The organism is Paenibacillus aestuarii, from assembly GCF_027789125.1.
Classification (GTDB): Bacteria; Bacillota; Bacilli; order Paenibacillales; family NBRC-103111; genus Paenibacillus_E; species Paenibacillus_E aestuarii.
In genome coordinates, this window is record NZ_JAQFVF010000083.1 from 38472 (window position 1) to 65057 (window position 26586).

Sequence of the window (26586 nt, forward strand, 5' to 3'; positions counted from 1 at the left end):
ATAACAGCAGAAAGGACTGACACCGATGGCGCTCAAGAAAGCGATGATTATCGTTCACAAGGGAAGCAAAACAGAAAACGTGCAAGTGATGTTCAATCCGGGTGAGTATACCCTCGACACGAATAACAGCTATTCTTGGAAAACAGTGCCGGGTCTGTCCATGCCCATCGCACAATTCGTGAGCGGGGGGACGACGACGTTAACGATGGATCTTTTTTTCGATACGTATGAAAAAGGGACGGACGTGCGTCAGCTGACAACGAAAATCTCCGGACTTCTGGACGTAGAGAAGGAAATTCACGCACCGCCTTTATGCCGCTTCGTTTGGGGGTCTTTGGACTTCAAGGGTGTTGTGGTCGGGGTGCATCAACAGTTCACGATGTTTTTGGATACCGGCGTACCGGTCCGCGCCAAGCTGAAAGTGACATTCAAGTCAACACTCAGCAAAAAGGACCAGCTGAAGCAAATTCCGCGCCATTCTGCCGACCGGACGAAGCTGAAAATGCTGAATCAGGGGGAGCAGCTGTGGATGCTCGCCGCCAACGAGTACGAAGATCCGACGCTGTGGCGGGAAATCGCCAAAGCCAATAAAATTGACAACCCTAGGAAAGTCGCCACGGGACGCCGCATTTCAGTTCCGAGGCTGGATTAACCACTATGGCCTTAGAACTAGATACGGCTTCATTTACCTATGACGACCTAGCCAAAAAATATAAAGATTTTTATGCCCCCTACTACCTCATCACTGTAGATGGAGCGAAAATAGCGGATACGATCGCCATCGATCAACTGCGTGTAGAAACGTCCATTGATGGAACGGCGGACTCGTTTTCTTTTCGAATCGCCGATGCGTACGATGTCACAAAAAACGATTTTCAATATTTATCGACGTTTGCCTTAGGCAAAGCGATTGATATCAGTTTAGGCTATGTCGATAAATTTACTCCGGTATTTTCGGGGAATATTACGTCAGTTGTGGTTGATTTCCCGGAAGACGGCGCTCCTGGACTCATCATTCGGGGGATGGATATCTCCTACTTGATGATGAAAGGGACTAAATCCCGTTCATGGAATAAAAAGAAATACAGCGACATCGTGGAAGAAATCGCCAAAACGTACGGTTTTAAAACGAATGTCGATGCCACAACAACGGTGTTCGAAGCTCTGTCGCAAAGTCAAATAAACGATTACCACTATATTCAAAACTTAGCGAATCTGGTTAATTATGACTTTTTCATTGTCGGTAAAAATTTATACTTCCGCAAACCGCTGACGGCGACAACCCCAGTGGTGACGCTGGAAATGGGGAAAACGCTCCGCAATTTAATGATCGATATGAATTTGGCCGAGCAGATCACAGGCGTAACGGTTCGCGCGTGGGATAATAAGGAACTGAAAATCATTGAAGGCAAGTCGGCTGCGATCGCTAAGCTGGGCTCTAACAGTAAGACGGGCAAAGACATTTTAGCTTCCAAAGGCGAATTTGTAGAACATATGTATACGAACGTCGCTTCTCAGGAAGAGGCGAAAAGCTATGCGAGCGCCATTCTGAATCGGCGGGCGATGAAGCTGATTAGCGGAACCGGAGAATGTATCGGCATTCCGGAAATTCGCGCAGGGCGCTACTTAAAGCTCAGCGGAGTGGGCAAGGTTCATGACCAGCCTTATTATATTACCGGAGCCACGCACATTTTTGATGACGAAGGCTACACAACTCGTTTTCAATTGGGAGGGAACGCCGTCTAATGATGAAAACTCCCGATATTACAATCGGCGGTATGGCCGATTTTGCCAGCCAAAAAATAGGCGGCGTCATGGTGGCTGTCGTCACGAACAATAACGACCCCGATAAGTTAGGGCGCGTCAAGCTGAAGCTTCCGATGCAGGAGACGGAGACCGAGACGGATTGGGTCCGCATCGCCACATTGATGGGCGGTAAAGAAATGGGCAGCTTGTTCATCCCGGAAGTCGGGGACGAGGTGTTAGTCGCTTTCCATCTTGGTGAGCTGCGGATGCCGTTTGTGATCGGAATGCTGTGGAATCCGAAGAACAAGCCGCCAACGCCGGCAGAGAAGAACGATCTGCGCATGATTAAGTCACGCTCGGGTCACGAGCTTTCTTTTAACGATAAAAGCGGTGACGAGAGCATCACAATTAAGACGAAAAAAGGCCAAATCATTGAACTCAAAGATAAAGATCAGAGCATTAACATAGCTGATAACAGCGGAAATAACAAAATTGTGATCAAGGGCGGCTCGGCGAATGAAATTTCGATCGTCAGCCAAACGAGCAAGATTACGTTGAACGCCAAAGGCGAGGTCAGCATCGAAAGCACAAAGGAAATTAAAATCAAATCGACGCAAATCAATATTGAGGCTTCCGCAACGATGGCTTTGAAAGCGGGGGCGACGCTTGATCTGAAGTCGGACGGCATTATTAACATTAAAGGCAGTTTGGTGAAAATCAATTAGCTATAGGAATGAGAGGGCGTGACGAGGTGTCGGAAGCATTTTTGGGACGAGGCTGGAAATTCCCCATTCAAGTCGATCCGGCGACAGGGCGAATCCGCATGTCCGAGTATGAGGAAGACATCGCCGAAGCGATCCGCGTTATTTTAGGAACGACGCAAGGCGAGCGGGTCATGCGCCCTAGCTTTGGCTGCGGGGTCCAGGGATTTAATTTTGAATTAACGGACGACACGACGCTCCATTTGCTGCAGAGCAATATTCAAGAGGCGATTCGCAACTGGGAGCCGAGAGTTCACGAGGTCGATGTTAAAGCGATCCCGGATTCGGATGATCCGGCCAAGGTCAAGATTCATATTTCGTATTTGGTCCGGACGACGAATAACTTATTTAATCAGGTGTACCCGTTCTATTTATTTGAAGGATCGAAGTAAAGAAAGGTTGGCTGCGTAAGCGATGACGATTCGTACAGAGAGGAGGTGGAGTTGTGGAGCCTCCAAAAATTGATGCCAGAGAGCTGCCTAACCTCATCGCGCAAATGAAGGAAATGGTGCCTTATTACACGCCGGAATGGCGGTTTACACCGGATGATCCGGATCCGGGCTCAGCGCTTTTTCTCATGTTCGCGAACATGTTCCATGACAACATTAAGCGCTTGAACCGGGTACCGACCAAGAACCTGATTTCCTTTCTTAATATGTTCGATGTAACGCTGCTTCCGGCCAGACCGGCCAGCGCTTACTTAACGTTTGTTTTGAATGAAGGCACGAAGGAGTCCGTGTTTATCTCGGCTGGGACGCAAGTCGGCGCTGAAGCGGAGACGGACATGATTTTGTACGAAACGGAGCGCAGCGCGCTGCTTTCACCGGCTGTGCTCACCGGATTGTTTGTGACAAGCCGTAAGTGGGATCGCATCGTGCCCATTGCGGACTCTTTTCTTGAAGCAAGCCGTCACGGCCAGGCAGCGCCTCAACCGCTGTTCCGTTTACAGGACGGCGGTAATGTGCAAGCGCACGCGCTGTATTTGGAACACAGCTCTCTCTTCACGGTGCGTAATCCAGCGTTTATTGAAATCGAGTTTCGCAACAGCACAAGGCGGTTTGATGAGATCAACATGGTGGGGCAGCTTGCCGACCCTGCACTCACCGAATGGCTGTATGCGACAGCGGATGGCTGGAAAGCATTCGATCACGCCGAGGCGCAGGGGAATCGGATCGTGCTGGAGAAGCGCATCATCGAGGAAATCGTACCGATAGAAGTCAACGGTATGGAAGGTCGCTGGATCCAGTGCCGTTTGAAGCCGGTCGAGCCCAACCGTCCTTCGCTGGCTGAGAGCCGGCTTTCGCTGGACCACATTTCGTTCAAAACGGACTATGTGGACACGTTGGAAACCGGCGGCATTACGCCGGATCAAATGTTTTATAACGATATCGATGCCGATCCGAGCGGGTTTTACCCGTTTGGCGGTCAGTTTGCTTTGTATGGCGCTTTTTATATCGGGAGTCAGGAGGTTTTTTCCAAAGTTGACGGCGATATTAAACTGAGCTTCGGCCTGCAGGCGATTGAAAACCGCTTTGGACCGGAGCAAGTCGAGCAGATTGACTGGAAAATGGTCATGAAAAAATCCCAGTTCGATAAGCAGCCTGTCATACATGTGACCGTCCTGCAGGTTGCCTGGGAATATTGGAACGGTACGACGTGGGTTCGGCTTGCTGTCGACAAACAGGCGGAGAGCTTGTTTTACTATCCGGACAGGCAAAAAGTGCACAAGGAGATCCAATTCCGCTGTCCGAACGATCTTGCGGCAACGTATGTGAACGGAAACGAGAATCGCTGGATTCGGGCAAGAATTTTGCATATTGAAAATGCGTACGAACCGCAAGCGGTCTACTTGTCACCGTGGATCGATGATGTCTCATTGACTTACCAGTATGAGGACCGGCTTTATGAAGCAGAACGTTGTGTGACGCTGAATAATACGTTTTTTGAGGATCGAACCCCGCATAGCCGTCAGCTGGAAGGCGGTTTCGAGCCATTTAAGCCGCTTCAAAGCAAGCATCCTGCTTTGTGGCTATCGTTTGATACGCCGCCGGTGAAAGGCCCGATTTCAGTCTTCATTTCGGTGAAGCAGCAGCGTTTTGCGGAAGAGGATATTCCGATGCTGGAATGGGAATATTTGCGTGCCGGCCTCGTGCCGGGCAGTCCGTCCGAATGGACCCCTTTGCACGTGATCGATGAGACGAACGGCATGACGCAGAGTGGAACGGTCCAATTTGTGGGACCCTCCGATTTCGCCAGCGCAGCCTATTTTGGTCAAGAAGGCTACTGGATTCGCACCGTCAATCGTGACGACAAGTACGAGGACCTCAGCGGACGCATCCCAATTCCGACGATCAACGGCATCTATCTCAATACGGTGCGTGTCCTCCAGCAGGAGACCATTAAGGGTGAGGTGCCGGAGGTCAAGGGCCTTGAGGAACTCGAATATCAGCTGAGCAGACACGGCATCGTGGGTGAAGAAGTGTGGGTCGATGAGACGAATCATCTATCGGAAGAGGCGATTCTTGAGTACGAGCAAGCCGGAACGCCGCTCATAGATATTCGTCGGGATTCCGAGGGACACATGCTGCAGGCATGGGTGCGCTGGACGCCTGTTCGCGATTTAACGGCATCGGGACATAAGGACCGCCATTATGTGATTGACCGTACCTTCGGGCGGATTCGTGTCGGTGATGGGGTACATGGCATGCATCCGCCGAAGGGCGGCTTGGAGCAATTGAAGGTCAATTATTCTGTTACGGCAGGGCAAATCGGCAACGTCCCGGCTCGTCAGATCAATCAGATCCAGGATTCCATCGCTTTTGTCGGCGAGGTGTACAATCCGGAACAGGCGTCGGGCGGATGCCAGGCGGAGCGGATAGAGTCTGCCTTAGCGCGCGGGCCGGAGCTGTTGAAGCACCGGAATCGCGCCGTCTCGGCCAAAGATTATGAGTGGCTCGCCCGCGAAGCTTACCCGAATACGGCCAAGGTGACTTGCATTGCGAACCGCAACGTGTACATGGAGAAGGAAGTCGGCTCGATGACGCTCGTCATTTTGCCGAAGGAAGGCAGACAGGGCAGCTCCTCATTCCCGGAATTGAAAAAGCAAGTGGAGCGGTACATTATGGAGCGTGCGTCCAGTCTGGTTGCTTTTCCGGAGCGCCTGCAAGTGATTGAACCGGTGTATATGGAAATATCGGTTTCGGCTGTGGTTGCCGTAGAGAGCATGGACGCCGTCGTGCAGACGGAAATTCAGGCGCTGGACAAGCTGAACCGCTTCCTGGACCCGTTAACCGGTAATTTTGATCAAAAAGGCTGGTCGATCGGACAACAGATTCACCAATCCGTGTTTTTTGCCCTATTGAAAACGATCCGGGCTGTCAGCCACGTAGAGAAACTGTATATGACCGTCTACAAGATTGAGGACGGGGAGCGCACGGAGCTCGATGTCAATCGGCTGCCGGCCCTGCCGCATGGCATCATTGTGAGCGGTAAGCATCACGTGGTTGTGAACGCGTTGAAGAATAAATAAAGATTAGGAGGTGAGCACAAGTGCTGCCAATCCCGAATTTGGATGACCGCATGTTTGAACAGATGGTACTGGAAGCCAGGAAGTCGATTCCGAAGCTGTATCCGGAGTGGACCGACGAGAATGAGCACGATCCGGGGATTACGCTGCTGGAGCTGATGTCCTGGATGACTGAGATGCAGCAGTATTACTTGAACCGGGTTACGGAGCGCAGTGAACGCAAGTTTTTGAAGCTGCTTGGCATTCGCCAGCGCGATGCGGTGTCTGCGGTTTGCGAAGCATCGTTCTCCGGGGTGCAGCAGCCGCTTGTGCTCCCGCAAGGAACGCCGCTGCAGGCGATGGAGCAGCGATTCGAGACGCTGCAATCCGTGCAGCTCGTGCCTGGGGGGCTGGAGAAGGTGATCGTCCGCACGGAAACGGCCGCCGGCGATTTCACCTCCAATAACCATGCACAGATTGCGTATTATGCGTTCGGGCCAATGCCCCGCAAGGGTGCGCATCTGTATTTGGGCTTTGATCGGGCGCTTCCGGCTAATACGGAAATATCACTGTATTTCAAAATGTTCGAACGTTATCCCGTGGCAATCGGCAAGCCCGATCCGGCAGCTTCGCAATCTTCGAGCGCTATGATTGCCTCAGCGAAGGTGGGATGGACGTTTGCCGGAGCGGATCAGGACGGACAGAGCGAAAGCTGGCTGCCGATCGAAGAGGTTGGCGATGGGACTGCGCATTTGTCGCAAAGCGGCGAAATCAAGCTGCGTATTTCTTCAGAGATGAAACCGATCGCCTTATATCCGGCGGATGACCGCAGCCGGTACTGGCTGTGCTGTACACTGGAGGAGGACGGTTACGAACTGTCGCCAAAGATTGAGAAGATCAGCCTCAACGTCGTCCAGGCCGCAGAGCAGGAAACCTTCAGCGAGGTGACGTCGTGGGCGAGCACCGGCGAGCCCGACCAAAGCTTCGAGGTGAGCTCGCACCTCGCCTTTAACGGCCTGCACACCGTACAAGTGCAGGACGAGCAAGGGCGTTGGCGCGACTGGCACACCGTCGCATCGCTGCAATCGTGCGGGCCTGACGACCGCTGCTGCGAGCTGCAGCAGGATTCGGCCCGCCGGACGACCCGCCTACGCTTCGGCGACGGCGCGCACGGCCTGATCCCGCCGCAAGGCACGCAGCGGGTGCGGCTGATTGCTTACCCGGCAGCGTTCGACCATGCCCGATATATCGGGAGCAGCAAAGGTCTGCCATGGCAAAGCTTTGAAGTCAGTCGCGGGATCGTTTACAAGCCAGGCAGCATGCTGCTGCAGGTCGGCTATCGCCCGCGTGGCGAAGACAGCGTCGTGTGGGAGGATTGGCAGGCTGTGGATGACTTCGACAACTCGAAGTCCACGGACCGCCATTACGTCTACGACGCTGCAGCTGGCACGATCCGCTTCGGCAACAATGAAGCGGGATTGACGCCGCCGAAGTCCGTCGAACCGAACATTCGGTTCATTCGGCTGCAGGCCGGCGGCGGTGCGCGAGGCAACGTGAAGGAGGGTCTGGTGACCGGCTTCACGGACATCGCGGGAGTGAGCGTCACGAACGCGTTCCCGGCGCAAGGCGGCCAGGAAGCGGAGACGCTCGACCAGGCGAAGCTGCGCGTGCTGCGCGAGCTCGCAGCGCCGACGAGAGCGGTGACCGCCGAGGACTACGAGGCGATCGCCAAGGCGACGCCGGGTCTGCGAGTGGCGCGGGTCAAAGCGATCCCGCTGTACAAGCCCGGCATGCGGGATTACCCCAAGGTCAAAGCGCCTGCGCAGATGACCGTCGCCGTCGTTCCGTACAGCGAGAGCGATCAGCCGAAGGCGAGCGCAGGGTTTCTGCAGACGATTCAGCAGCACTTGGAGCGCTATCGGCTGTTGACCACTGAACTGCACGTGATTCCGGCCGCCTATATCAAAGTTACGGTGCATGCGGTCGTGGTGATGGAGCCCAAATACAAAAATGACCAGCGGCAAATCGTCCAGCAGTTGAGAATGCTTTTGCAGCCGATGGATCATGGTCAAGGCGCAGAGGGTTGGCGCTTCGGCAGGTCCGTGTACAAGGGGGACATTTACGGTGTCATTTCTCGGTTAAGAGGCGTTCTGTATGTACAGGACATATGGCTGGATGCGGAAGGAACCGGCTTTCACAAAGATCAGGTCGGCGACATTCATATTGCGCCTTATGCGTTGGTCTATTCCGGCAATCATGAGGTGGAGACGATTAGCCAGACCGATCTATAACAAAAGAAACGAGGTGACGAACGATGCAGGAGGGGCAAACTTTTTTTTCACTTAATAAAAGGATGGATTGGGAGCACGGCTTGGCTTTGAATGTGAACATGCAGGAGCACGGCTACTCGATCCGGCAAACCGAGAAATACAGCATACACCGCATCGTTCGTACCGAAGAAATCGAGGGTACCCACCGGATTCAAGACATGACCGTCGGTCCCGGGCGGAAGCTGATTGTACTCGATGAATCTGCGAATTTATGGATTTATGAAGATGAGAGCCGACATGTGGAGCGGCTGTTCCGTCAGGGCCATCATCTGTTCAGCGCGCAAGCGAAGCTTGCCTCGATGGGCGACCTGCTGATCGTTGGCGATGCGAACCGGAATAGCGAGCGCCGCCTGGCGGTGTATGCCATATCCAATGGACAAACGATGTGGGCGGCTCAGGAATGGGACGGCTTGGAGCTGTTCCCGCTGGCGCTCGCCACGAAAGTTGGATCTGTCCATACGCTGTATAGTGTCATCCCACTGGATATTAGTGTTGGTCTGAATGGAAATCCCGAGGTTCCCGAGGGCGGCAGAATCGGCATCGTCGTTTGGAATGCGGCCGGCGAGGTGACGCAAGTGTACGAAGCGCTTCGTTTCGATGAAGCTGTCGACGTCGGCGCGCTGCACGCCCGCTTTGATCTGGCTGCGGCAGACGGCACGTTGGCGTTGCTGGATACGAAGCTGCGTGCCGTCACGGTGTTTCATGAAGACGGGCGGGAACCGCTTTATTTTACATTGGCGCCAGAAGGACGGTTTGCGGGCATTTCCATTGACACGAATCATAATCTCTATATAGGGGATAGCGGATACGCGCAGCAGGAAGGTGTCGTGGAACGGTTTATTTTGAAATATCGCGCAAATGGCGAAGCCTTGGATAAAGTAACGAGCTTCCGTGGCCGGACGGATAAGCTGCTGCACGACGCGCGAGGCCGGCTCTATGTGTTTGACCGGATCAGCGGGCAGATCAGCTTACTGGATTTGGATGCGAGAACGATGCTGTTTGACGATACACAGCTGCCTGAGGCGATTTATTTCTCCGCAGAGCTGGATACGACCGAGACGGAGATGGAATGGCACAAAATCCGGCTGGACGCTTATATTCCGGAGGAAACGCAGATTCGCTTCTCTTACTTTGCTTCAGATGACAGCGAAGGGATGATCGACGGGGATTATGTCTCGTATACCGACTATTTAACAGACCCGAATGTTACCATTAGGGAAAAATTGGAAGCCACACAGCACTTATGGTCGGAGCCGATACTGAATCCGAAGGATGCGCTGCTGATGGATGCCCGAGGACGTTATTTATGGTTTAAAATCGAGCTGCTCGGCAGCGAAATGATGTCGCCTTTTATCCGTAAGTTAAGGGTGTATTATCCAAGATCGTCGCTGATTGCTTACTTGCCGCCGATTTATCAGCAAGATGAGACGCATAGTCCGTTTCTGGAACGGTTTCTGGCGATGTTCAGCACGTTCTTTGATGATATGGAAGATAAGATCGATCATATCTCTGCTTATTTTGACCCCGACGCCGTATCCGGCCCGTATTTGGAATGGCTCGGCCGTTGGCTGGCGATTACGGATCATGAAGCATGGGGCGAGACGAAGCTGCGAACGCTGATCAAACAAGCGCCTGAGCTGTATAAATTGCGCGGAACGCGTGAGGGCTTGATGCGCATGGTGCATATTTACACCGGCACGGAGCCGTTCATCTTGGAGTCGTTTCAGTTTAAGCAAATGCAGGAGACGTCCGAGCTGCGGCAGCTGTTTGCCAAGCTGTACGGCGACAATCCGTACTGCTTCTGCCTCATGCTGAAGCCGGAATTCGTGCGCACCGATACGCAGCGGTTGACGATCGAGCAGATCATTGAAGATCAGAAACCGGCCTATACGGAGTGCAAGCTGATCGTTCTTCAGCCGTGGATGTACGCCGATATGCATACGTATCTAGGCATTAATACTTTCTTGTCTGAGCCTACGTTATTGACGCTCGATCAGGGCGCTTCCATGCCGTACAACACGCTGCTGATCGATGTGGATCGTGATAAACGGATGGATATCCATACGCGATTGGAATTGGATTCCGAGATTGAATAAGCGAAATGAGCCTTGGAAGGTGAGGGGATCGATATGAAAAAAACACGTTATTACCCGTTTGAACGGAATCGGTATTTTTATGGCAAGCTGCTGACGGTGCGTGATTTTGAGTCGGAGCAAAAATATTTCAACGATAAGCGCCGCATGATGAACCGCCTGCTTCACGGCTACGGCGTGCTGACCGGGCTTCAGGTTATCGCTGTTGACGATAAGTCCGTCTCCGTGGAGATGGGCGCTGCCATTGATGCCCTCGGTCGCGAAATTGTTGTGCCTTCGCCAATGACGCTGAAGCTGTCGATGATGGACGGCTTTACCAACAATGAATATGCAAAGAACGTTTACCTCTGCATTGCCTATGATGAGAAAGACAAAGAGCCGGTCCACACTGTCGCTAATTCATCGGTTCGTTCCGATGAAATCAACGACTATAACCGTGTGCTGGAAAGCTACCGCTTGTTTATCCGTGAGGACGCTCCTGATCCGGCGTCGCTGCCTCTGGCAGGCATAACGGACCAAACGGTCGTCATCTATCAAGACGCGCATGTGCGCGTGCTGCAAACGACCCCTCGCTACGTCAATCCAGGCCAGCTGTTTGAGATGAAGTTGCGCTTCGAGAAAACGCTCAAAGCCGGCAGATTGTCGTTCAGCTATGAAATGGCATCTGAGCGGATTGAGGCTATTCATGGAGCGACGATTATGTTTCAGGAGCCGCAGGAGCAGCTGGAGAGCGAATACGAGATCAAGGTGCTGCTTCGTGCGGATAGTACGGTGAACGTCAAAGGAACGGTCGGCGTCAAAGAAGAGTCGGCCATCCTGAAGCTTGATGACTGTCAGTTGGATTTGCAAGAGCAAGCATTCGGCGAAATCCAGATCATTAAGGAGCCTGTGCGCGAACGGCTGATGAGCGACTTCGTGAAGCAATCACTGGAAGCTTCGCTGGAGTCTCCTTCGGAGCCTTGTATTTATTTGGCGAAAATCTGTTTAATCCAAATGGGACCAACGTATGTTATTGAGCGAGTCGAGCAAGTTCCTTTCGGGGAGTATGTGTTCAACTCCTCGGTCATGTATAGGCTGGCGCATTCGGCTGAATATCGCGATGAAACAGCAGGTCAATTCGTGACGAAATCGAAAGTGAAGACATTGGCGCCTGGCCGGCCGCCGGAGTTTAAAGTGAATTATAACCCGGCGATGAGCGAATTGGCGTTTGATGTAGGGATTCCGGTTGGCGGTGGCGGCGGCATTGGCGGGATCGTCAGCGGAGTTGTCGACATTCCGATTGAGCCGTTTACGAAGATCAATGTGTCGCCTTTCGGGAAACCGTCGAAAAGCTTCTTCTCGGGTGAAATTGCGCATGGCCTCGGTGAGGGAAATGTGCTCATTCTGACAAGCCTGGAGGAAACCAGCGTTGATTCGATTTCCGACATGCTGGCGAACGGCGAGCGGGTGTACGGAGGCTCTTCCGACGTGTTCAAGGGCAGCGAGTTCGAGCCGGAGGCGCCGGAAGTGAAGATCGGAACGATCGCATATCCGCAGAAGGGTACATTCCGGATCGGTGTGAAGCTGCAGCAGCCTTCTGAGCCGTTCGACGTGCGCGTTCGCTGGTGGGCGTACAGCGCCGAAACGGCCAGCTCGGGAAGCAGCAGCGGTGGCGGCGATAGGCTGGACGAGGCGCTGTCCGCTTTGCGCGAAGCGGCTTCGGCAGGAAGCGACGCGGAGTAACCAATGGTCCTCCTTGCGTCAAGATAGATTGAGAAGGGTGATCTCTGTATGGAGCAGAGATCATCTTTTTTTAATGTGACCTGGGCAACGGCAATTCCCGCTGAAATAAACAAAAACCCCATCGAGAGACTTTTTTAAAGTGTCTCTTGATAGGGTTAATAATTTCATAGATAAGCGTGACGCCTTCATTATTTCAGCGAGCTCACCTGCAGCAGGTGAGCTTCTTTATGCGCAGTAAAATGCGTGAAGGTGAACAGGAAGTCCCCCTGATAATAGCTGTTCGTAAACTTGCCTTCACCAGCCCCGGCTTCGAGCTCCATTACGATGTAACCGGCATCGTTCGGTTCTCCGCGTTTTTTCACGGTTTCGATGGCCGGCTGCAGCAGCTCGAGCGGTTTCGAGCCCCAGATGCTGAGTGAAGTGACGACCGCTTCTTTGGGATTGTTTTTCGAAGGCTCGACAAGCAAGGACATCTGGTAAGCGGGATAGCTCATCAGCAGTTTAACCGGTCCATCCGGAAGCGGCGCTCCTGGCGCTGCTGGAGAAGCAGGTGATGCAGGCGAGGCAGCGGGCTCAGCCGTCACATCCGGAGGAGGCGTGTCCTGCCCGGCCAGCAAGATGCTGCTATCTTGCAGCGTCACCTCAGCGGGCTTGCCCAGCAAATCCTCGACTTTTTTGCTCGATAAGCCGATGAAGCTCTGCAGTTTCACCTGGCCGCCTTCGAAGAAGCTGCGCAGCAAGGGCGCACCGTCGGCATCGAAGATCGTGCCTATACCGTCATACGCGCCGGCTTTAAAGTCACCTTTATAAAGCAGCTTGCCGGTCGCGTCATAAGCCTCACCCGCACCGTTCAGGGAGCCGCTTACAAACGTCCCCTTCAAGCGTTGAATGCCGGCTTCATTAAATAGCGTGCCTTCACCGCCATACATACCGGCTAAATATTGACCTTTGTACTGGATTAGTCCGTTCGTATAATATTCCGTGCCATCGCCGGAATAGCTGCCGTTCTTGAAGCCCCCTTCATAGATGAGCAGCCCCTTAGCGTTAAACAGCTTGCCTGTACCGTTATACTGCCCAGCTGCGAACTCGCCTTCGTAGACGGCTAAGCCGCCAGGAGCGAACAGCTTGCCTGCACCATTATACAGTCCGCCGTTAAAGGAGCCTTCATAGAGCAGCTCCTCGTCCTGCGTGAACAATTTGCCGGTGCCGCCGAACTTGCCGGATTGGAACTCGCCGATATACAGGACCTTCTGCTTCTCATTATAAAGCGTGCCTGCGCCATTGTAAGCGTCTCCGGCAAAAGCGCCTTTATACATCAGTTTGCCGTGCTCGTCGTAAAGGGTACCGCTGCCGGATTTTTGCCCTTTTTCAAAATCGCCCTCGTACGCCAGCGTACCGTTAGGATAATACAGCTTGCCTTTCCCGTTAAACTGCCCGTCTACAAGATCGCCGACATAGCGGGTATCCTTCTGCTCGCTGACAACTTTGCCGTTGCCGGAGAAGGTGCTCAGCTTCGGTGAATGCTCCTGGACGACGGGAACACGGTTCAGCCATTTATTCACGATTTGCGGCGGACGGATAAAGATGAAAAACAGGAGGACGAGGATGAACAGGACGATAAAAAGCAGCAGCCGTTTCGAAACGTAGTACGAGCCGATCAGCACGTAGTTCTTGAGCGATGTTTCGCGCGTCTGTAACATCTTTCTGAGCACTTGCTGGAACTTGGCAATCGCCATCTGCGGCAATCTTCCGACGGTTGTGATGGCTTTCATAACATGGCCGATGAATGGTGCGACGACGGGCTTCAGCACCTTTTCAACGGTTTTAACCGGCTGTAAATCCAAAGCTCTCACTCCTAAGGGGATATAGGTCGAACTGGGTTGAGGTTACATGTGCAGGCTCTTTAGGGTACTTGGATCGTCATTTGTCCGGGCTGCTGAATTTGAATGATGCCGCCCCAGTTGCACATGCATTTGGAAGTGTTGTTCAAGGCTGGCATATTGGCAACAAGCACGGTCGGGGATCCGGGCACCCACGGCGCACTCGTGACAGGGATGCAGGGCATCGGCGTCATTACGCCGAAGGCGGCGGCGGTTGCCGCAGCTACGGTAGGGTTAGCCATGGAATTGCACATGCCGAACGGCAGAATGTTGACCATCGGCTTATTATCCATAATGTTGGCAATCGGCATGGCGGTCATCACTTTATTCGCAGGAAGCACCATCAGCGAGCTCGGGGCGGCACCGAACGAACATTGCAGCATAGCACCGCCGCAGACTATATTTCCCATCGAAAGGTTCCTCCCTATTCAAATGTATCGTTGATTCGACAATTTTTAGGCTGAATCTATTGATTTTATACTACTAGAAAACGATTTATCGAGCAATCCATTCCTGAGTTCGTGTTCATTCGCTATTTTTCTCCAAAAGATGGGTGCGGGGGAACTAGAGATATTGTACTATAAAGATAGAGGTATTTGAGCGGAGGGATTAGGCTGTGTTTATGGCAAAAGGAGCGCATATCGGACTTGCTGTGCTTGTGACTTCATCATCCTTATGGGCATACGGGGTGCAGGCAGAAGCGGCTGTCGTGAAATCGCTGAATATGAAAGAAGCTGCGGATCGGGGCTTACAAATAAGTGCTGCGCTGCGGGACGCCAAGACGGATATTCGGAAGAAGAATCTGGAGCTGGCTCAGGCGCAGAAGGCGGTCAAAAGTGAGGAAGCGAAAGCTTCCGGACTGTTTGCTAAGCCGCACAATTTAAGCCAGGATTTGAACGTGAAGATGAAAGTGCCGGAGGCGCGCAAGCAGCTCTATGTGGCGGAGCAAACGCTGAGGCAGCTGACTAATAGTGTCCGCTTTGACGTGCAGAAGGCCTACTTAACGGCCTATCAGGATGCGGATGCGGAGGAAGCGGCGCGCAAGAAGGCGGATGCGGCACAAGCAGCGGTCGATACGGTCCTAAAGAAGCGGAAATACGGCCTCGCCGACGCTGCCGAGCAGGACAAGGCGGATCAGGCGCTGGAAAAAGCGCGGTCCGACTATAAGCAGGCCCAGATTACGGCGAAAGCCAGCCGGCTGGCGTTAGGGAAAATGACCGGGCTGGATATGGAAAACGCGGTGCAGCTCAGTTTTGATCCCGATTATGCCGATCTGAGCCAGATGCAGCTGCCGGCCTACATCGCCAGTGCGGAGAAGACGACCTTAAGCTTGCTGCAGGCAGCGGAGGACCGCAAGTTGGCCGACGAGAAGCTGAAGACGACCCGAGATTTGTACAGCGCCAAGTTCGGAGCCGGACGCATGAAAGTGATGGATAGCATGTACAAAACGCAGGATATCGATATGGATGCGTTCATGGCTAGTTATGAGGAAACGCTGGCCAGAGTAAAGAAGGATTGGGAGGGCTATTTCCTGCTGCTCGGCTTTATCCCGGTGCCCAAATCGCTGCTGCAAGGAGAATACGACGGGCTGCGGTATTTAGACGATCTGGCGAATGCGCTGCCGGTTGCCACCATGGATCAGAACAAGGCGCTGCTGCAGGAAAAAGAAAGCCGGAACGCGGTCATCTCAGCGGTGCGGCAATCGTATTTGGAAGCGAAGGGCGCGGAAGAAGGCTATGCGCAGGCTTTGCGCGATAAGGATCTCGCCGTGTCCAATCTGGACAAAGCGAACCAGAAGCTGAAGCTGAGCCTCATCAGGTCCGACGAGCTTCAGCCTTATCAAGATGCGTTGACACAAGCAGACCGACAGATCGTATCCGCACAAATAGGCTACAAAATGGCGCTGGGCAAGCTGGACGTTGACACTGGCGGGGCTGTTGTAAAGACGCTGAAGCCTGGCATCATCCCCTATCGCGAGCTGGATGACGGTCTTGCGGCTGTCAAGCCGCAGAGGCAGAAAGCGGCGAAAGGCTCTTGGATGCTGACGCCTGCCGTAGGACCGCTGCTGAGCGATTTCAGCGTGTCGATCAATAAGAAGCTCGGCGCGACGGAGTACACAGTGCTTACAAAAGCAGGCAAACCGATCGGAAAACGAACGAAAATAAATAAGCCTTTGCGCAATTTAACATTGAAGTTGAGCCAAGCTGAGGAGCTTAAAATTGCTCTTTATAATAAAGGAACACTGCTAGGTGTATTCCCGCTGGAAGGCAATGGGAGCTCGGGACTGATCGTTGACGCCGGCGCCGAAGCGAGTGCCGGGGGTAATGGTGCAGATGGCGCTGCCGGAGCGGATGGCACTGGAGACGCTGGAAACGCCGGGGGTTCAGGCGGCTCCAGTGGCTCTGGCGGGTCTGCGGACGGCAGTAACCCGGGTAATGGCGCCACGGATGCCGAGGACAAAGGGCTGGGCACAGTGCTGATCGGCACGTATCTGGTGAATCTGGATGCGCTGACGCCAGCCGCCTTTCAAGCGGCATCAGCAACGATGGCCGAAAGCGGTCAGGGCATCTTATATAAACCGGATGCGCCAGGGGCGGCTTGGGTGGATATGAATCAAGTGCTTGATGCGGATGCGCTGGCGAATCCTGCTAGCTCTGCGGTCCTCACGGCTGAGGCGGCCAAGTCGTTAAAGGTCACGGTTGAAATCAGCGCGCCTGGAACGATCGCCTCGAAGCAAACGGCGGAGGCGTTGCAGCAGCAGATCGATACGCTGAATAAGGATATCGAGAAGCTGGAGGCAGACAAAGCTGCTGCGGTCGCCGCCATGAAGGTGAGCGACATCGCCGACTTGGCCGTTCAGCTGAAGGATGCGCAGGCCCGGCTCGCGATGCTGCAGGCGCTGCAGCATGGCGACAGCCAGGCAGCGCTGAAGCAGATGGCGCTGGTCAACAACCCGGACGCGCTGATCGCAGCGCTGGCCGGTGATGAGGCTGGCGGGGGAAGCGCGCCGCCGCCGGACAGTGCGGCCAGCGCAGAGCAGCTGGCCGGGCAAGCGGAGCTCCAGCAAGCGAAGCTGGAGCAGGCCATCGCCGCCGGCGAGCCGCATGCGACTGCAGCTGCGCTGCAGTCGCTGCTGGCGACGCAGGCGCAGCTTGCGGATGCGCAGACGAGCGCATCCGAGGGGCTCGCTTCGCTGCAAAGCGCGAAGCAGCAGCTCGAAGCTGCGCTGGCCGCAGCGCAGCATGATCCGGAGCGGGCGGCGGAGCTTGCCCGCTCGGTGGCAGCGACCAGCGAAGCGCTGCAGTCGCTGCACAAAGACGAGCTGTTCGCGCAGCTGGACGCCGCACAGGATCTGCTGGCTGCGCTGCCAGCAGACCCGGTGGTTCAACAGCCGCTTGAACAGCAGATCACGAAGCTGCTGGGCGAGCTGCAGCAGCAGGAGAAGGCCAAATACAGCGCCGAGGAACTGCAGGCGCTGGCGGACATGGCCGCCGGGCTGTCGGCATCGCCGGAGGCGGGCATCCAGCCGGTCCCGGTGGAGAACGTGCTGTCTCCTAATATTTTCATTAAATTCGATGCGCCACCTGTTATAATAAATGGACAGGCCTATTTACCTATAAGATCCGTCTCCGAATCGTTCGGGGCGGCTGTGGATTGGGACCAAGACGGCTTGACCGTCACGGTGAGCACGGAGTTTTCAACGATTACAAGTACCATTGGACAAGATACAGCTTATGTCGATGGCGAGCCGACCCGGATTGACGGGCCGTCCTTATTGCTGGCCGGCAGGACTTATGTGCCGCTTAGATTCATAGCTGAGTCTTTAGGGCTTCAAGTTGATTGGCATGCCGGTACGCAGATCATTCAGATTTCGAAATAAAGAGGAGTTAACGTGCGATGAAGAAATCGATAACGGCATTGCTGCTCGTCCTGCTGCTGCTGGGCTGTGCCGGAACTTATCTTGGTACCAACAAGGACAGCTTGAAGCTGTGGCCCTTTCATCTGACTATGCCCTTCGACGGTTTATCGAAGGCTGTCTCTGATGTGCACAATAACGTGTTCGTCATCGATAATGCGAAGAAAACCTTACATAAGCTGGATAGCGAAGGCGTCCTGCAATTTTCCATCACCAGCGACACCGGGAAGAACGGTGAATTGTATCGGTTTAACGATATGGCCGTGGATGATGCAGGCTATATTTATACGATCCGCACCCTGCTCGACCCGTATGGCATTGAAGTGAAATCGGAGCAGATCGTCCGTTACAAGCCTGACGGTCAATTCGACCGCAGTTTGTTCAATGTCGATTACAACGATGCGACGAGCAAAAGATACCGGATTGGCTCCTTGCGCAACGTGCAGGTACGTGAGGGCGCGGTCTACTATTTCAACGATGAAGTGCAGCAGTTAGCACTATATAAAATACCGACTGGAGATTCGGCGGCTGATCCGGAGCTTGTGAGCAGAGTGAAGCTGCCGGCCAATAAGTACGTGGCAGAAGCGGACGGCTATAAGCTGGGCGAGATGTACTATTCCACGCGCAGCGGAGAAATTTACAAAGTGCAGCTTGACGGCCAGTCCCAGCTAGTCTATCCGCTTGCTGGCTTGGATCGCACAAGGCGTAATTTTCCGGAGAGTATGCATATCGATAATAACGGCCGCCTCGTGTTCATTGACTTTAATAACAGGGCGATTACGCGATTCGATCCGAAGCAGCCATTCGTCGTGGAGACGATTATGAATGAGGAGAAAGCGAAGGCCAGCGGCGTTGAGCTTGCGTTTGACGCGACGACGATTAGCGTAGACCAGGACGGCAGCCTCATTATCGTGGAATCAGCACAGATGAACCGGCTGCTGAAGAACGGCACGTTGACGCCGACGCAAACGGAAGCGACGTATAACAAGGATGCGCAGCACCGTTTTCACATCGCTTGGTTCATTGCCATTATCAGTGGGCTGCTTGTGCTTTATGCGCTGAAGCTGCTTTTCGTCAACGTCCTGCAGCGCAGGCTTCCGCTCATGATGAAGCAAATTCTTATTTTGGTGCCCGTGATTGCGGCAGCTATGATCTTGCTGTCAACCGTAATTTACAATAGTTTCTCGCAAAAAATGGAAGAAGAGACGTTCAGTGAACTCGTGCTGCTTGCCCGCAATGGACAAAATTTGGTCGACGGTGACAAGCTGGAAAGCATCAGTTCTCCGCTTGACTATAGGGGCGAGGATTACGTTTCGTTCCGCAGAAAGATACAAAACGTGTTCGAAAATAACGTTAGTGATGACAATCAAGGCTTTTATAAAGCGGTGTATAAATATGAGAATGGTGTCATTTACCGGATTATGGAAGATGATGACGGCATGCATATGTTCAACCCGTTCATGCAAACGCCTGAGAATCAGCAGGTCGTGCTGGAAGGGAAGCCGGCAACCGGGCAGTGGAAAGACTTCTCCGGCGAGTGGCGCTATGCGATTGCACCGATTTATAACAAATCCGGTAAAATTGTCGGCGTTTTCGAAACGAGTAAAAACCTGGACGGACTTATTAAGCATCGTCACGCCGTATTAAGCTCGATTATCCGTAACATTACACTGATCTCCGTCGGCTTGTTGATTGTGCTGATGGTAATGACTTATGTGCTGCTGTACGCGATTCGCAAGCTGCGCAATAGCGTGGGCGAGATTGCCAAGGGCAAATGGGATACCGTGGTGACAATCAGCACCCGTGATGAAGTGTCGGACCTGGGCGACAGCGTCAATACGATGTCAGCGCGCATTCGGGACTATATTACCAAGGTTGAGAATTTTAGCGAATCGTATTACCGCTTTGTTCCGCAGCAGTTTTTACGGTTGTTGAATAAAGAAAGCATTCTGGACGTGGAGCTGGGTGATCAAGTCGAGCAGCATATGTCCATCCTTATTTTCAATATTCGCGATTTTTTCCAAATGTCGAAGCGGTTGACGCCGGAGGAAAATTTTAATTTCGTCAATTCGTATCTCAAAAGGTTCGGACCTTATGTCCGCAATCATAACGGATTCATGAACAAATATTTGGGCGCGGGCTTCATGGCGCTGTTCCCGAACCAGCCGGATGCAGCTTTGAATGCGTGTATCGACATGCGCAAGGAGCTGGAGATTTACAATATGCATCGAGCCAAAGTTAACTACCCGCCACTTGATATCGGCATCGGCCTGCATAAAGGCGCGCTTCGCTTAGGAATCGTTGGTGAAGAACAACGACTGGAAGGAAATGTAATTTCAGATGGCGTCAACTTGGCGACGATGCTGGAGAAAATGACAGAACCGCTCGGCGTGTCAGTACTTATTACTGACCATGTCGTCGAGGCGCTGGACAACCCTTCAAGCTTCCAGTATCGCAATCTGGGCCTGATTCAGGTGGAGGGCGTGAAGGAACCGCTGCATTTGTACGATATGTACCAAGGCGATCCGGAGACGCTCCGGACACTGAAGGATCGGACCAAAGCTTTATTCGAGCAGGCCGTTACGTATTACCAGGTAGGCCGTTTCTATGACGCCCGCGAAGCGTTCTTGATGGTCATTAAGCAAAACCGTCAAGACAAAGCGGCGCAGCTCTATTTTTATATGTGCGATGAATATTTCCAACACGGCACGACAGCAGAGTGGAACGGAACATTATCGGTTTCATAAATGAAAAGAGGTAAACATGTGATGCAGGTGCAAAGATTAACTTTGGAAAAAGACGCGATGCGTATTACGGAATTTTATCTGTCCTCTTTCTCTTTCGATGATCAGCGGCATACACCGGGAGAGCTCGATCACTTTCAACACGCCCCGCTGCATAGCTTGAAGCAGCGCAATCACTGCCATTGGTTCATTGAATCGGAGCAAGGCGAAATCATTGCTGTCACTTCCTGCAAGGAGAATGAGCATCAATCCGGCGGCTTTCTTTGGGACTACTTGGCCGTTCACCGGGATTACCGCCGCCATGGCTTCGCCAAAATTTTGTTTCAAACGCTGGAGACGTTCGCCCGTGAAGCGAAAGGCCGATATATCCTGACATACACGTGCGATTTGCCGGAATATCAGCCGATTCAGCGCATGTTCAAGGCGAACGGCTTCGAACTCATCGGCACTTATCCGAACTATTATTACGAAGGCGAAGCAAGGCTGGCGTTTTACAAACCGTTATAAGTAAACAAATGTAATTACAGATTGGACCTGATGACATGCAAGGAACTTTAACCAGATGGTTGCAGCTGCGCCCTGAAGATGTTCGCAAGCTATGGATCATGCTGCCGATATTTTATTTCAGCGGCATTGCCGAATCCCTGAACTATACAGGGTTCATGGCGCTTTTTAACCAACGCTTCGGCGTGCAGTACTTGCCGTATATTTATATCCTCGAAGCGGCGATTATGCCGCTGGAAGGCTGGCTGCTGGCCAAGCTGGCGAATCGGCTGCCCAAGGCCAGGCTGATGGCGACGCTGTACCTCTTGATGCTTGGTGTTCTGCTGGTGAATGGCCTCGTGCTGCTGGGCTTTAAACTCGGAAGCGTCGATTTTCACTACTATTATCCCTTATTGTTCTTGTCCTCGAACTTCGTCGTCCGGCAGCTGACGCTGCTGCTCTGGAGTACGGCCTTCGATCTGTGTCCGACGCAGCAGGCCAAGAAGCTGATGCCGATCTTCATCGCCTCGACCACGATCGGGGGGATTACGGCGGGGTTGATCGCCCACTTCATCGGCAGGCTGTTCGGTACGGAAGCGGTGTATGCGCTGGCTCCTGTGCTGATGGTGTTCGGCTTCCTCTTCTTCCGCAAAGCGTTGGCCAGGTACTTGGTGCCGCTGACGCTGAAAGAGGATAAACGGCCCAAGGCAGAGCTGCTTGTCAGCGATGAAACGCAGCACTCTGCTGCCTATTATGCCAAACAAATGCTGCGCAGTCCGTTCCTGCTTAGCGCTGTAACGTTAATGACGCTCATGCCTGCTGTGTACTTTATGAACGAGTACCAGTACTTCACGGCGGCGGAGAGCAGGTTTCCGAAAGAAGGCGATTTGACGTCGTTCTACGGACTGATCACAGCGATCCAGTTCATGATTTGTTTGCTGCTGCAAACCGTGGCGAACCGCTTGATGAATTGGCTAGGCGCCAGCAACCTGCTGCTGGTGATCGCTATACTGTTCCTCGGCGGCTTTAGTCTTACGGCGCTGTTCCTTCATCATCCGCTTGGACTCGTCATGGTGTCTGGCTCCTACGCTGTTTTTTATATTTTGCTGTATTACATCGCAGAACCGTGTTTCCAGTTGTTTTTCAAAATGATGCCGATTTCCAAAAGGGACGGTTACCGTTATTTCGCGCAAGGCGTGGCGGCTTCAGGCGGTATTCTCATCGGCTCGCTGGTTTCGCTGCTTCACTCATTCGGACTGATTCGGCTGGATACGTTAGCCTGGGCAGGCTTCACAGCAGCAGCTTTGCTCGTCGCCATCGCTTGGTTTGGCAAAAACTTGTACATCAAGGAATTGGTCAAAAGCGTCCAGTCGCTGCACACGGATATCTCTGACGTTGCCGCAGCCTTCATCGGCGGCATGCGCAGCTCCAAAGCGTTATCGTCGGTATTGGTTTATCTGAAGCACCCGAACGATTACGTGCGGGAGCTCGCGCTTGAAATGATCGGCAATGCCAAAGATTCAGCTTTTCTGCCGCATCTGCTCGGCATGGTGAACGAAGCCAGCTCGCGGATCCGGATCGCAGTGCTTCGGGCTATGAATTTGCAAGGTGCAAGCGTGCAAGAGCTGGTACAGGTGGCAGCCTTCCTCGAGGATGAGGATCCGGAGGTGCGTGCTGTGTGCGTCCAGCTGATCTCGAAGGCTACGCATCTGAAAAGCCAATCTTACTTCTTCATCCGCGTCAAATTGCTGGATACGCATCCGCGTGTCGTCCACGAAGGTGTCAAGGCACTATACTTGCTGGAAAGCGAAGAGAGCTATGCGGCTTGCGACGAAGCGATTATCAAAATGCTCGATAACGGCGGCGAATGGGCCGTCTACGGCTGCCAAACCGTAGCGGATTTGCAGCTTGTGACGTATGCCGATTGGGTTGTGTCGCTGCTGGAGGATCACCGCCCTGCCGTGAAAGTTGCAGCTGCTCACTGTATCGGCAAGCTACAGCATGTACAAGCGATCCCGCTGCTATTGGGGATGGTGCCGCTGGCTGACCAGGAGCTGCGCAAAGCGATTCTCGGCGCACTCGCCGACATGGGGCAGGCTGGCTTGGCAGCGCTGCTGGACCAGATGAACCATGCGAATCCGTTCATCTGGAACGTGGTCGTCTCCGCGTTAGCCGAGCTGCTGCCTGAGCACCAGTTGCGGACGGAGCTCGTGGATCGCTGCGTTAGCCGCATGCTCGCTTCCACGCAGGAGCGTGAGCTGCCGGCGGCATTGCACAGCCTCGGCATGAGCGGGCTCGCGGAGCTCGCGGAGCAGCGCTGCGGCGAGCTTCACAACGCGTTGGTGAGCGGCGCTTGGGCGGTTATGACCAAGCTGGCAGACGAACGCGTGGTCGCGTCGCTACGCGAAGCGATGCTGGACGAGAGCGAAGAAGTGCGCGAGAATGCGCAGGAGGTGCTCGCCGAAGGGCTGGGTGACCGCAAGCTGGCTTTTGCGCTGCTCGAGCTGCTGAAGATGGACTCGGGCAATGAGCAGAAGGGGCATGAGGCGCCTGCCGATGTGCTGCAAGCGGCCCGCTCATGGTCGGACGGGTGGCTCAAGGATTTTGCCGATTATGCACTAAGTTCACTGGAGCGTGCTCATATGAAGAACGATCGTAAGTTTTTAACGATGCTCGATAAAGTTATTTTTTTAAAGCAGGTCTCGCTATTCTCCGATTTGTCCGTGGATGAACTCGGGCTCATCGCCGGTATCGCCAAGGAAGAAGTGCACGAGGATTTGACGTACTTGCTTCGCCGTGGGGAACGCAATTCTACGATGTATTTAATTGTGGAAGGACACGTGGAGCTGAGCAATGAGACCGGTGAAGGGGAAACGGGCACGATCGGTGTGCTCGGGCCGAAACAGGCGTTCGGCGAAACGACAGCTTTGGACGGCTCGGTGTCGTCGATTACGGCGCAGGTGATTTTCGATGAGGTGTGCGTGCTGGCGCTGCAGGGAGAAAGCTTCTCGCGTCTAGTGCGGTTGTATCCGGAGATCGGCATCGGCTTGCTGCATGCTTCGAGTGCACGGGTAAGACTGCTGGAAAGCATGCTGCTCAAAATGGCGTAACGGGCAGGCAGAATTCGCAATCGATAGAGGGGGCTTAAGCGATGTCTAAGGAAACGATCGTGCTTAGCAATGACTTGAAAGAGCTTGAACGGCTGAGCGTCTTCTTGCGAAGTCTGTCTGCGGCCATGAACATCGATGATCAGACGCTGAATTTGCTTAATCTGGTTTGCGATGAGCTGGTGACGAACATCATTATGTACGGGTATCCGCTGGAAGAAAGGCGCATGCACACGATCCGCATCGACATCGGGATGGTTGCGGACGGCTGGGGACTGCAGATCACCGATTGGGGCGTTGCCTTTAATCCGCTGTCGAAGGCGGATCCGCGCCTCGATCTGGGTGTGGAAGAGCGGCAGATCGGCGGGCTCGGCATTCATTTTGTAAGGCGGGTCATGGACGGCATGCGTTACGAACGTGTGGGCAGTGAGAACGTGCTGACGATGACAAAAAGGCGAGTCAAGGAGGAAGGAATTTCATGAATATTAATGAGCAATTGCAAGGGGATATCGTGCTGCTTGGGCTTAACGGGCGGCTGGATGCTAATACGTCCGCGAGTCTCGAAGCTGCTTTTACGAAGGCTGTGGAGCAAGGGCACCGCAAGTTTGTTTTTGATTTGCAGGGGCTTGATTATGTCAGCAGCGCGGGGCTGAGAAGCTTATTGTCCGCAGCCAAAATGATCAAAGTGATTCAAGGCAAGCTGGCACTCGCACAGATGAATGAACACGTGAAGGAAGTTTTTGACATGTCGGGCTTTAGCAGCATTTTCACTATTTACGGGACGGAAGCGGAAGCTGTTCATGAACTGGCATAAGCGAAGTCAGGAAGGAGGCGCGCTTGATGGATGTCGCAGCAGTTGTGCTCCTTTTTGTATGTTTGCTTCTTATTCTGTTATGGCAGCTTAGCGTGCGCAAACGGCTGATTGCCGAACGGGAGCTCGGACGGACGATGCAGCTATTTGACGTCAGCTTAGAAGTGAATTCGACGATTCGCAAGCAGGATTTGCTGGCTAAAATTATGGACACCTCGTCGCGCATCATGAATGCGGAGGCATCTTCGGTTATTTTGGTCGACGAGGAGAAGGGTGAACTGTATTTTGACCTCGCGCTCGGTGAGAAGGGGGACGAGGTTCGGGAGATTCGCCTCAAGCTCGGGGAAGGCATTGCCGGCTGGGTCGCTCAGACCGGACAATCGGTCAAGGTTGATGATGCGGCGAAGGACGAACGTTGGTCAGCCAAGGTGGCGAAGCGAGTCGATTACCCAACACGTAACATGCTGTGCGTTCCGCTCGTTAGCAAGGACAAAATTATCGGTGTGCTGCAGGTGTTGAATAAACGGGAAGGGACGCATTTTACGGATCGTGATTTGAAACTATTGGAGTCCGTCGCTTCGCCGATCGCGGCTTCACTAGAGAACGCTATGCTGTACGATGCTTTGGAGAAATCGATGCATGCTTTGAAAACGACGACAGCTGCGAAAGAACGCATGGAAAGCGAGCTGCGCATTGCGGCAGATATCCAGATGGGCCTGGTGCCGAGGACGGAATTGTCCATTACTTCCAGTTGGGCGGCTGTTCAGGCACAAGCGGTTATTCGCCCGGCCCGCGAGGTGGGCGGCGATTTTTACGATTTTTTTCGCGTCGGGGAAGATTGCTTGTTCTTTGTATTGGGCGACGTGTCCGATAAAGGGATTCCGGCGGCGCTGTTTATGACCGTGACGATGACGCTGCTCAAGGGCAAGATGACGGCAGGGATGACGCCCGGCGAGCTGCTGACTGCTGTCAATCGCGAGTTGTACAAGGATGATTCGACAATGTTTGCAACGATTCTATGCGGGGTTCTCGATATTGGAACGGGCCGGTTGCTTTACAGTGACGGCGGTCATTGTCCGGCCTATCTGATTCGAAAAGACGGGACGATGGAGCAGTTGAAAGGTAAAAAAGGGCTGCCGCTCGGTGTCATGGATGATATGGCCTATCCTGATAATATAAGCTACCTGGAGCAAGGGGACCGGTTGGTCGTCTACACCGACGGTATTACGGAAGCGGAGGATCAGTGGCAAGAGCAGTACGGGTTCGCGCGATTAGGCGAGCTGCTTCATAAGGAGCGGGCGAGCAGTCAAGAACGGTTGCTCACGCATATGGTCGAGGACGTCGACCGTTTCGCTGACGGTGCGGTGCAATCCGACGATATGGCGGTGCTCGTCGTTGATCGTAAGTGAAATAAACGATACGAAATGCAGCCTTTATTTTCCTTAGATATGATATAGTGAAATGAAAGAGACATCGTTCGCTCGGACA

Annotated in this window: 17 protein-coding genes; 15 read left to right on the top strand and 2 right to left on the bottom strand. The window is 53.5% G+C overall.

Annotated features, from left to right (window positions below):
• Positions 1-25: 25 nt before the first annotated feature.
• From O9139_RS28080 to O9139_RS28115, 8 genes are read left to right on the top strand one after another with little or no spacing between them, the layout of a single operon-like run.
• A complete protein-coding gene (locus tag O9139_RS28080) occupies positions 26-652 on the top strand; it encodes a CIS tube protein (RefSeq protein WP_270885055.1) in 627 nt (208 codons plus the stop codon).
• A gap of 5 nt (positions 653-657) precedes the next feature.
• Complete coding sequence (locus O9139_RS28085; protein WP_270885056.1) at positions 658-1746, top strand: phage late control D family protein; 1089 nt, start codon at positions 658-660, stop codon at positions 1744-1746.
• On the top strand, positions 1746-2471 hold the full coding sequence (locus O9139_RS28090; protein ID WP_270885057.1) for a phage baseplate assembly protein V: 726 nt from the start codon (positions 1746-1748) through the stop codon (positions 2469-2471). The genes O9139_RS28085 and O9139_RS28090 overlap by 1 nt, the downstream gene beginning before the upstream one ends.
• 26 nt (positions 2472-2497) lie before the next feature.
• Positions 2498-2899 (top strand): GPW/gp25 family protein, encoded by a 402-nt coding sequence (locus tag O9139_RS28095; protein ID WP_270885058.1) that lies wholly within the window; start codon positions 2498-2500, stop codon positions 2897-2899.
• A gap of 53 nt (positions 2900-2952) precedes the next feature.
• The gene (locus tag O9139_RS28100; protein WP_270885059.1) at positions 2953-6036 is read left to right on the top strand and encodes a baseplate J/gp47 family protein; all 3084 of its coding nucleotides are present in this window, start codon (positions 2953-2955) and stop codon (positions 6034-6036) included.
• A gap of 20 nt (positions 6037-6056) precedes the next feature.
• Positions 6057-8303 (top strand): putative baseplate assembly protein, encoded by a 2247-nt coding sequence (locus O9139_RS28105; RefSeq protein ID WP_270885060.1) that lies wholly within the window; start codon positions 6057-6059, stop codon positions 8301-8303.
• Between the two features lie 23 nt (positions 8304-8326).
• A complete protein-coding gene (locus tag O9139_RS28110) occupies positions 8327-10438 on the top strand; it encodes a phage tail protein (RefSeq protein ID WP_270885061.1) in 2112 nt (703 codons plus the stop codon).
• A gap of 33 nt (positions 10439-10471) precedes the next feature.
• The gene (locus tag O9139_RS28115; protein WP_270885062.1) at positions 10472-12157 is read left to right on the top strand and encodes a hypothetical protein; all 1686 of its coding nucleotides are present in this window, start codon (positions 10472-10474) and stop codon (positions 12155-12157) included.
• 188 nt (positions 12158-12345) lie between these two features.
• Here the strand turns inward: O9139_RS28115 and O9139_RS28120 are convergent, their stop codons facing one another.
• Positions 12346-14001: an MORN repeat-containing protein gene (locus O9139_RS28120; protein ID WP_270885063.1), complete on the bottom strand. Its 1656-nt coding sequence runs from the start codon at positions 13999-14001 to the stop codon at positions 12346-12348.
• 59 nt (positions 14002-14060) lie between these two features.
• The gene (locus tag O9139_RS28125; protein ID WP_270885064.1) at positions 14061-14447 is read right to left on the bottom strand and encodes a DUF4280 domain-containing protein; all 387 of its coding nucleotides are present in this window, start codon (positions 14445-14447) and stop codon (positions 14061-14063) included.
• A 212-nt stretch (positions 14448-14659) separates the two neighbouring features.
• Between O9139_RS28125 and O9139_RS28130 the strand changes: the two genes are divergently transcribed.
• Genes O9139_RS28130 through O9139_RS28160 form a run of 7 tightly spaced genes read left to right on the top strand, consistent with a single transcriptional unit; the run spans position 14660 to position 26507 of the window.
• Complete coding sequence (locus O9139_RS28130; RefSeq protein ID WP_270885111.1) at positions 14660-17917, top strand: stalk domain-containing protein; 3258 nt, start codon at positions 14660-14662, stop codon at positions 17915-17917.
• A 17-nt stretch (positions 17918-17934) separates the two neighbouring features.
• Complete coding sequence (locus O9139_RS28135; RefSeq protein ID WP_270885065.1) at positions 17935-20700, top strand: adenylate/guanylate cyclase domain-containing protein; 2766 nt, start codon at positions 17935-17937, stop codon at positions 20698-20700.
• Positions 20701-20721: 21 nt separating this feature from the next.
• On the top strand, positions 20722-21204 hold the full coding sequence (locus O9139_RS28140; protein WP_270885066.1) for a GNAT family N-acetyltransferase: 483 nt from the start codon (positions 20722-20724) through the stop codon (positions 21202-21204).
• A gap of 35 nt (positions 21205-21239) precedes the next feature.
• Entirely contained in the window at positions 21240-24290 is a 3051-nt protein-coding gene (locus O9139_RS28145) for a HEAT repeat domain-containing protein (protein WP_270885067.1), read from the top strand.
• A 41-nt stretch (positions 24291-24331) separates the two neighbouring features.
• On the top strand, positions 24332-24769 hold the full coding sequence (locus O9139_RS28150; protein ID WP_270885068.1) for an ATP-binding protein: 438 nt from the start codon (positions 24332-24334) through the stop codon (positions 24767-24769).
• Entirely contained in the window at positions 24766-25101 is a 336-nt protein-coding gene (locus O9139_RS28155; RefSeq protein WP_270885069.1) for an STAS domain-containing protein, read from the top strand. The genes O9139_RS28150 and O9139_RS28155 overlap by 4 nt, the downstream gene beginning before the upstream one ends.
• 26 nt (positions 25102-25127) lie before the next feature.
• Entirely contained in the window at positions 25128-26507 is a 1380-nt protein-coding gene (locus O9139_RS28160; RefSeq protein WP_270885070.1) for a PP2C family protein-serine/threonine phosphatase, read from the top strand.
• The last annotated feature ends 79 nt before the right edge of the window (positions 26508-26586 follow it).

Coding starts and splice junctions, on each gene's coding strand:
- O9139_RS28080 (WP_270885055.1), top strand. CDS start 26: ATGGCGCTCAAGAAAGCGATGATTATCGTTCACAAGGGAAGCAAAACA.
- O9139_RS28155 (WP_270885069.1), top strand. CDS start 24,766: ATGAATATTAATGAGCAATTGCAAGGGGATATCGTGCTGCTTGGGCTT.
- O9139_RS28150 (WP_270885068.1), top strand. CDS start 24,332: ATGTCTAAGGAAACGATCGTGCTTAGCAATGACTTGAAAGAGCTTGAA.
- O9139_RS28085 (WP_270885056.1), top strand. CDS start 658: ATGGCCTTAGAACTAGATACGGCTTCATTTACCTATGACGACCTAGCC.
- O9139_RS28160 (WP_270885070.1), top strand. CDS start 25,128: ATGGATGTCGCAGCAGTTGTGCTCCTTTTTGTATGTTTGCTTCTTATT.
- O9139_RS28135 (WP_270885065.1), top strand. CDS start 17,935: ATGAAGAAATCGATAACGGCATTGCTGCTCGTCCTGCTGCTGCTGGGC.
- O9139_RS28145 (WP_270885067.1), top strand. CDS start 21,240: ATGCAAGGAACTTTAACCAGATGGTTGCAGCTGCGCCCTGAAGATGTT.
- O9139_RS28125 (WP_270885064.1), bottom strand. CDS start 14,447: ATGGGAAATATAGTCTGCGGCGGTGCTATGCTGCAATGTTCGTTCGGT.
- O9139_RS28140 (WP_270885066.1), top strand. CDS start 20,722: ATGCAGGTGCAAAGATTAACTTTGGAAAAAGACGCGATGCGTATTACG.
- O9139_RS28115 (WP_270885062.1), top strand. CDS start 10,472: ATGAAAAAAACACGTTATTACCCGTTTGAACGGAATCGGTATTTTTAT.
- O9139_RS28110 (WP_270885061.1), top strand. CDS start 8,327: ATGCAGGAGGGGCAAACTTTTTTTTCACTTAATAAAAGGATGGATTGG.
- O9139_RS28130 (WP_270885111.1), top strand. CDS start 14,660: ATGGCAAAAGGAGCGCATATCGGACTTGCTGTGCTTGTGACTTCATCA.
- O9139_RS28090 (WP_270885057.1), top strand. CDS start 1,746: ATGATGAAAACTCCCGATATTACAATCGGCGGTATGGCCGATTTTGCC.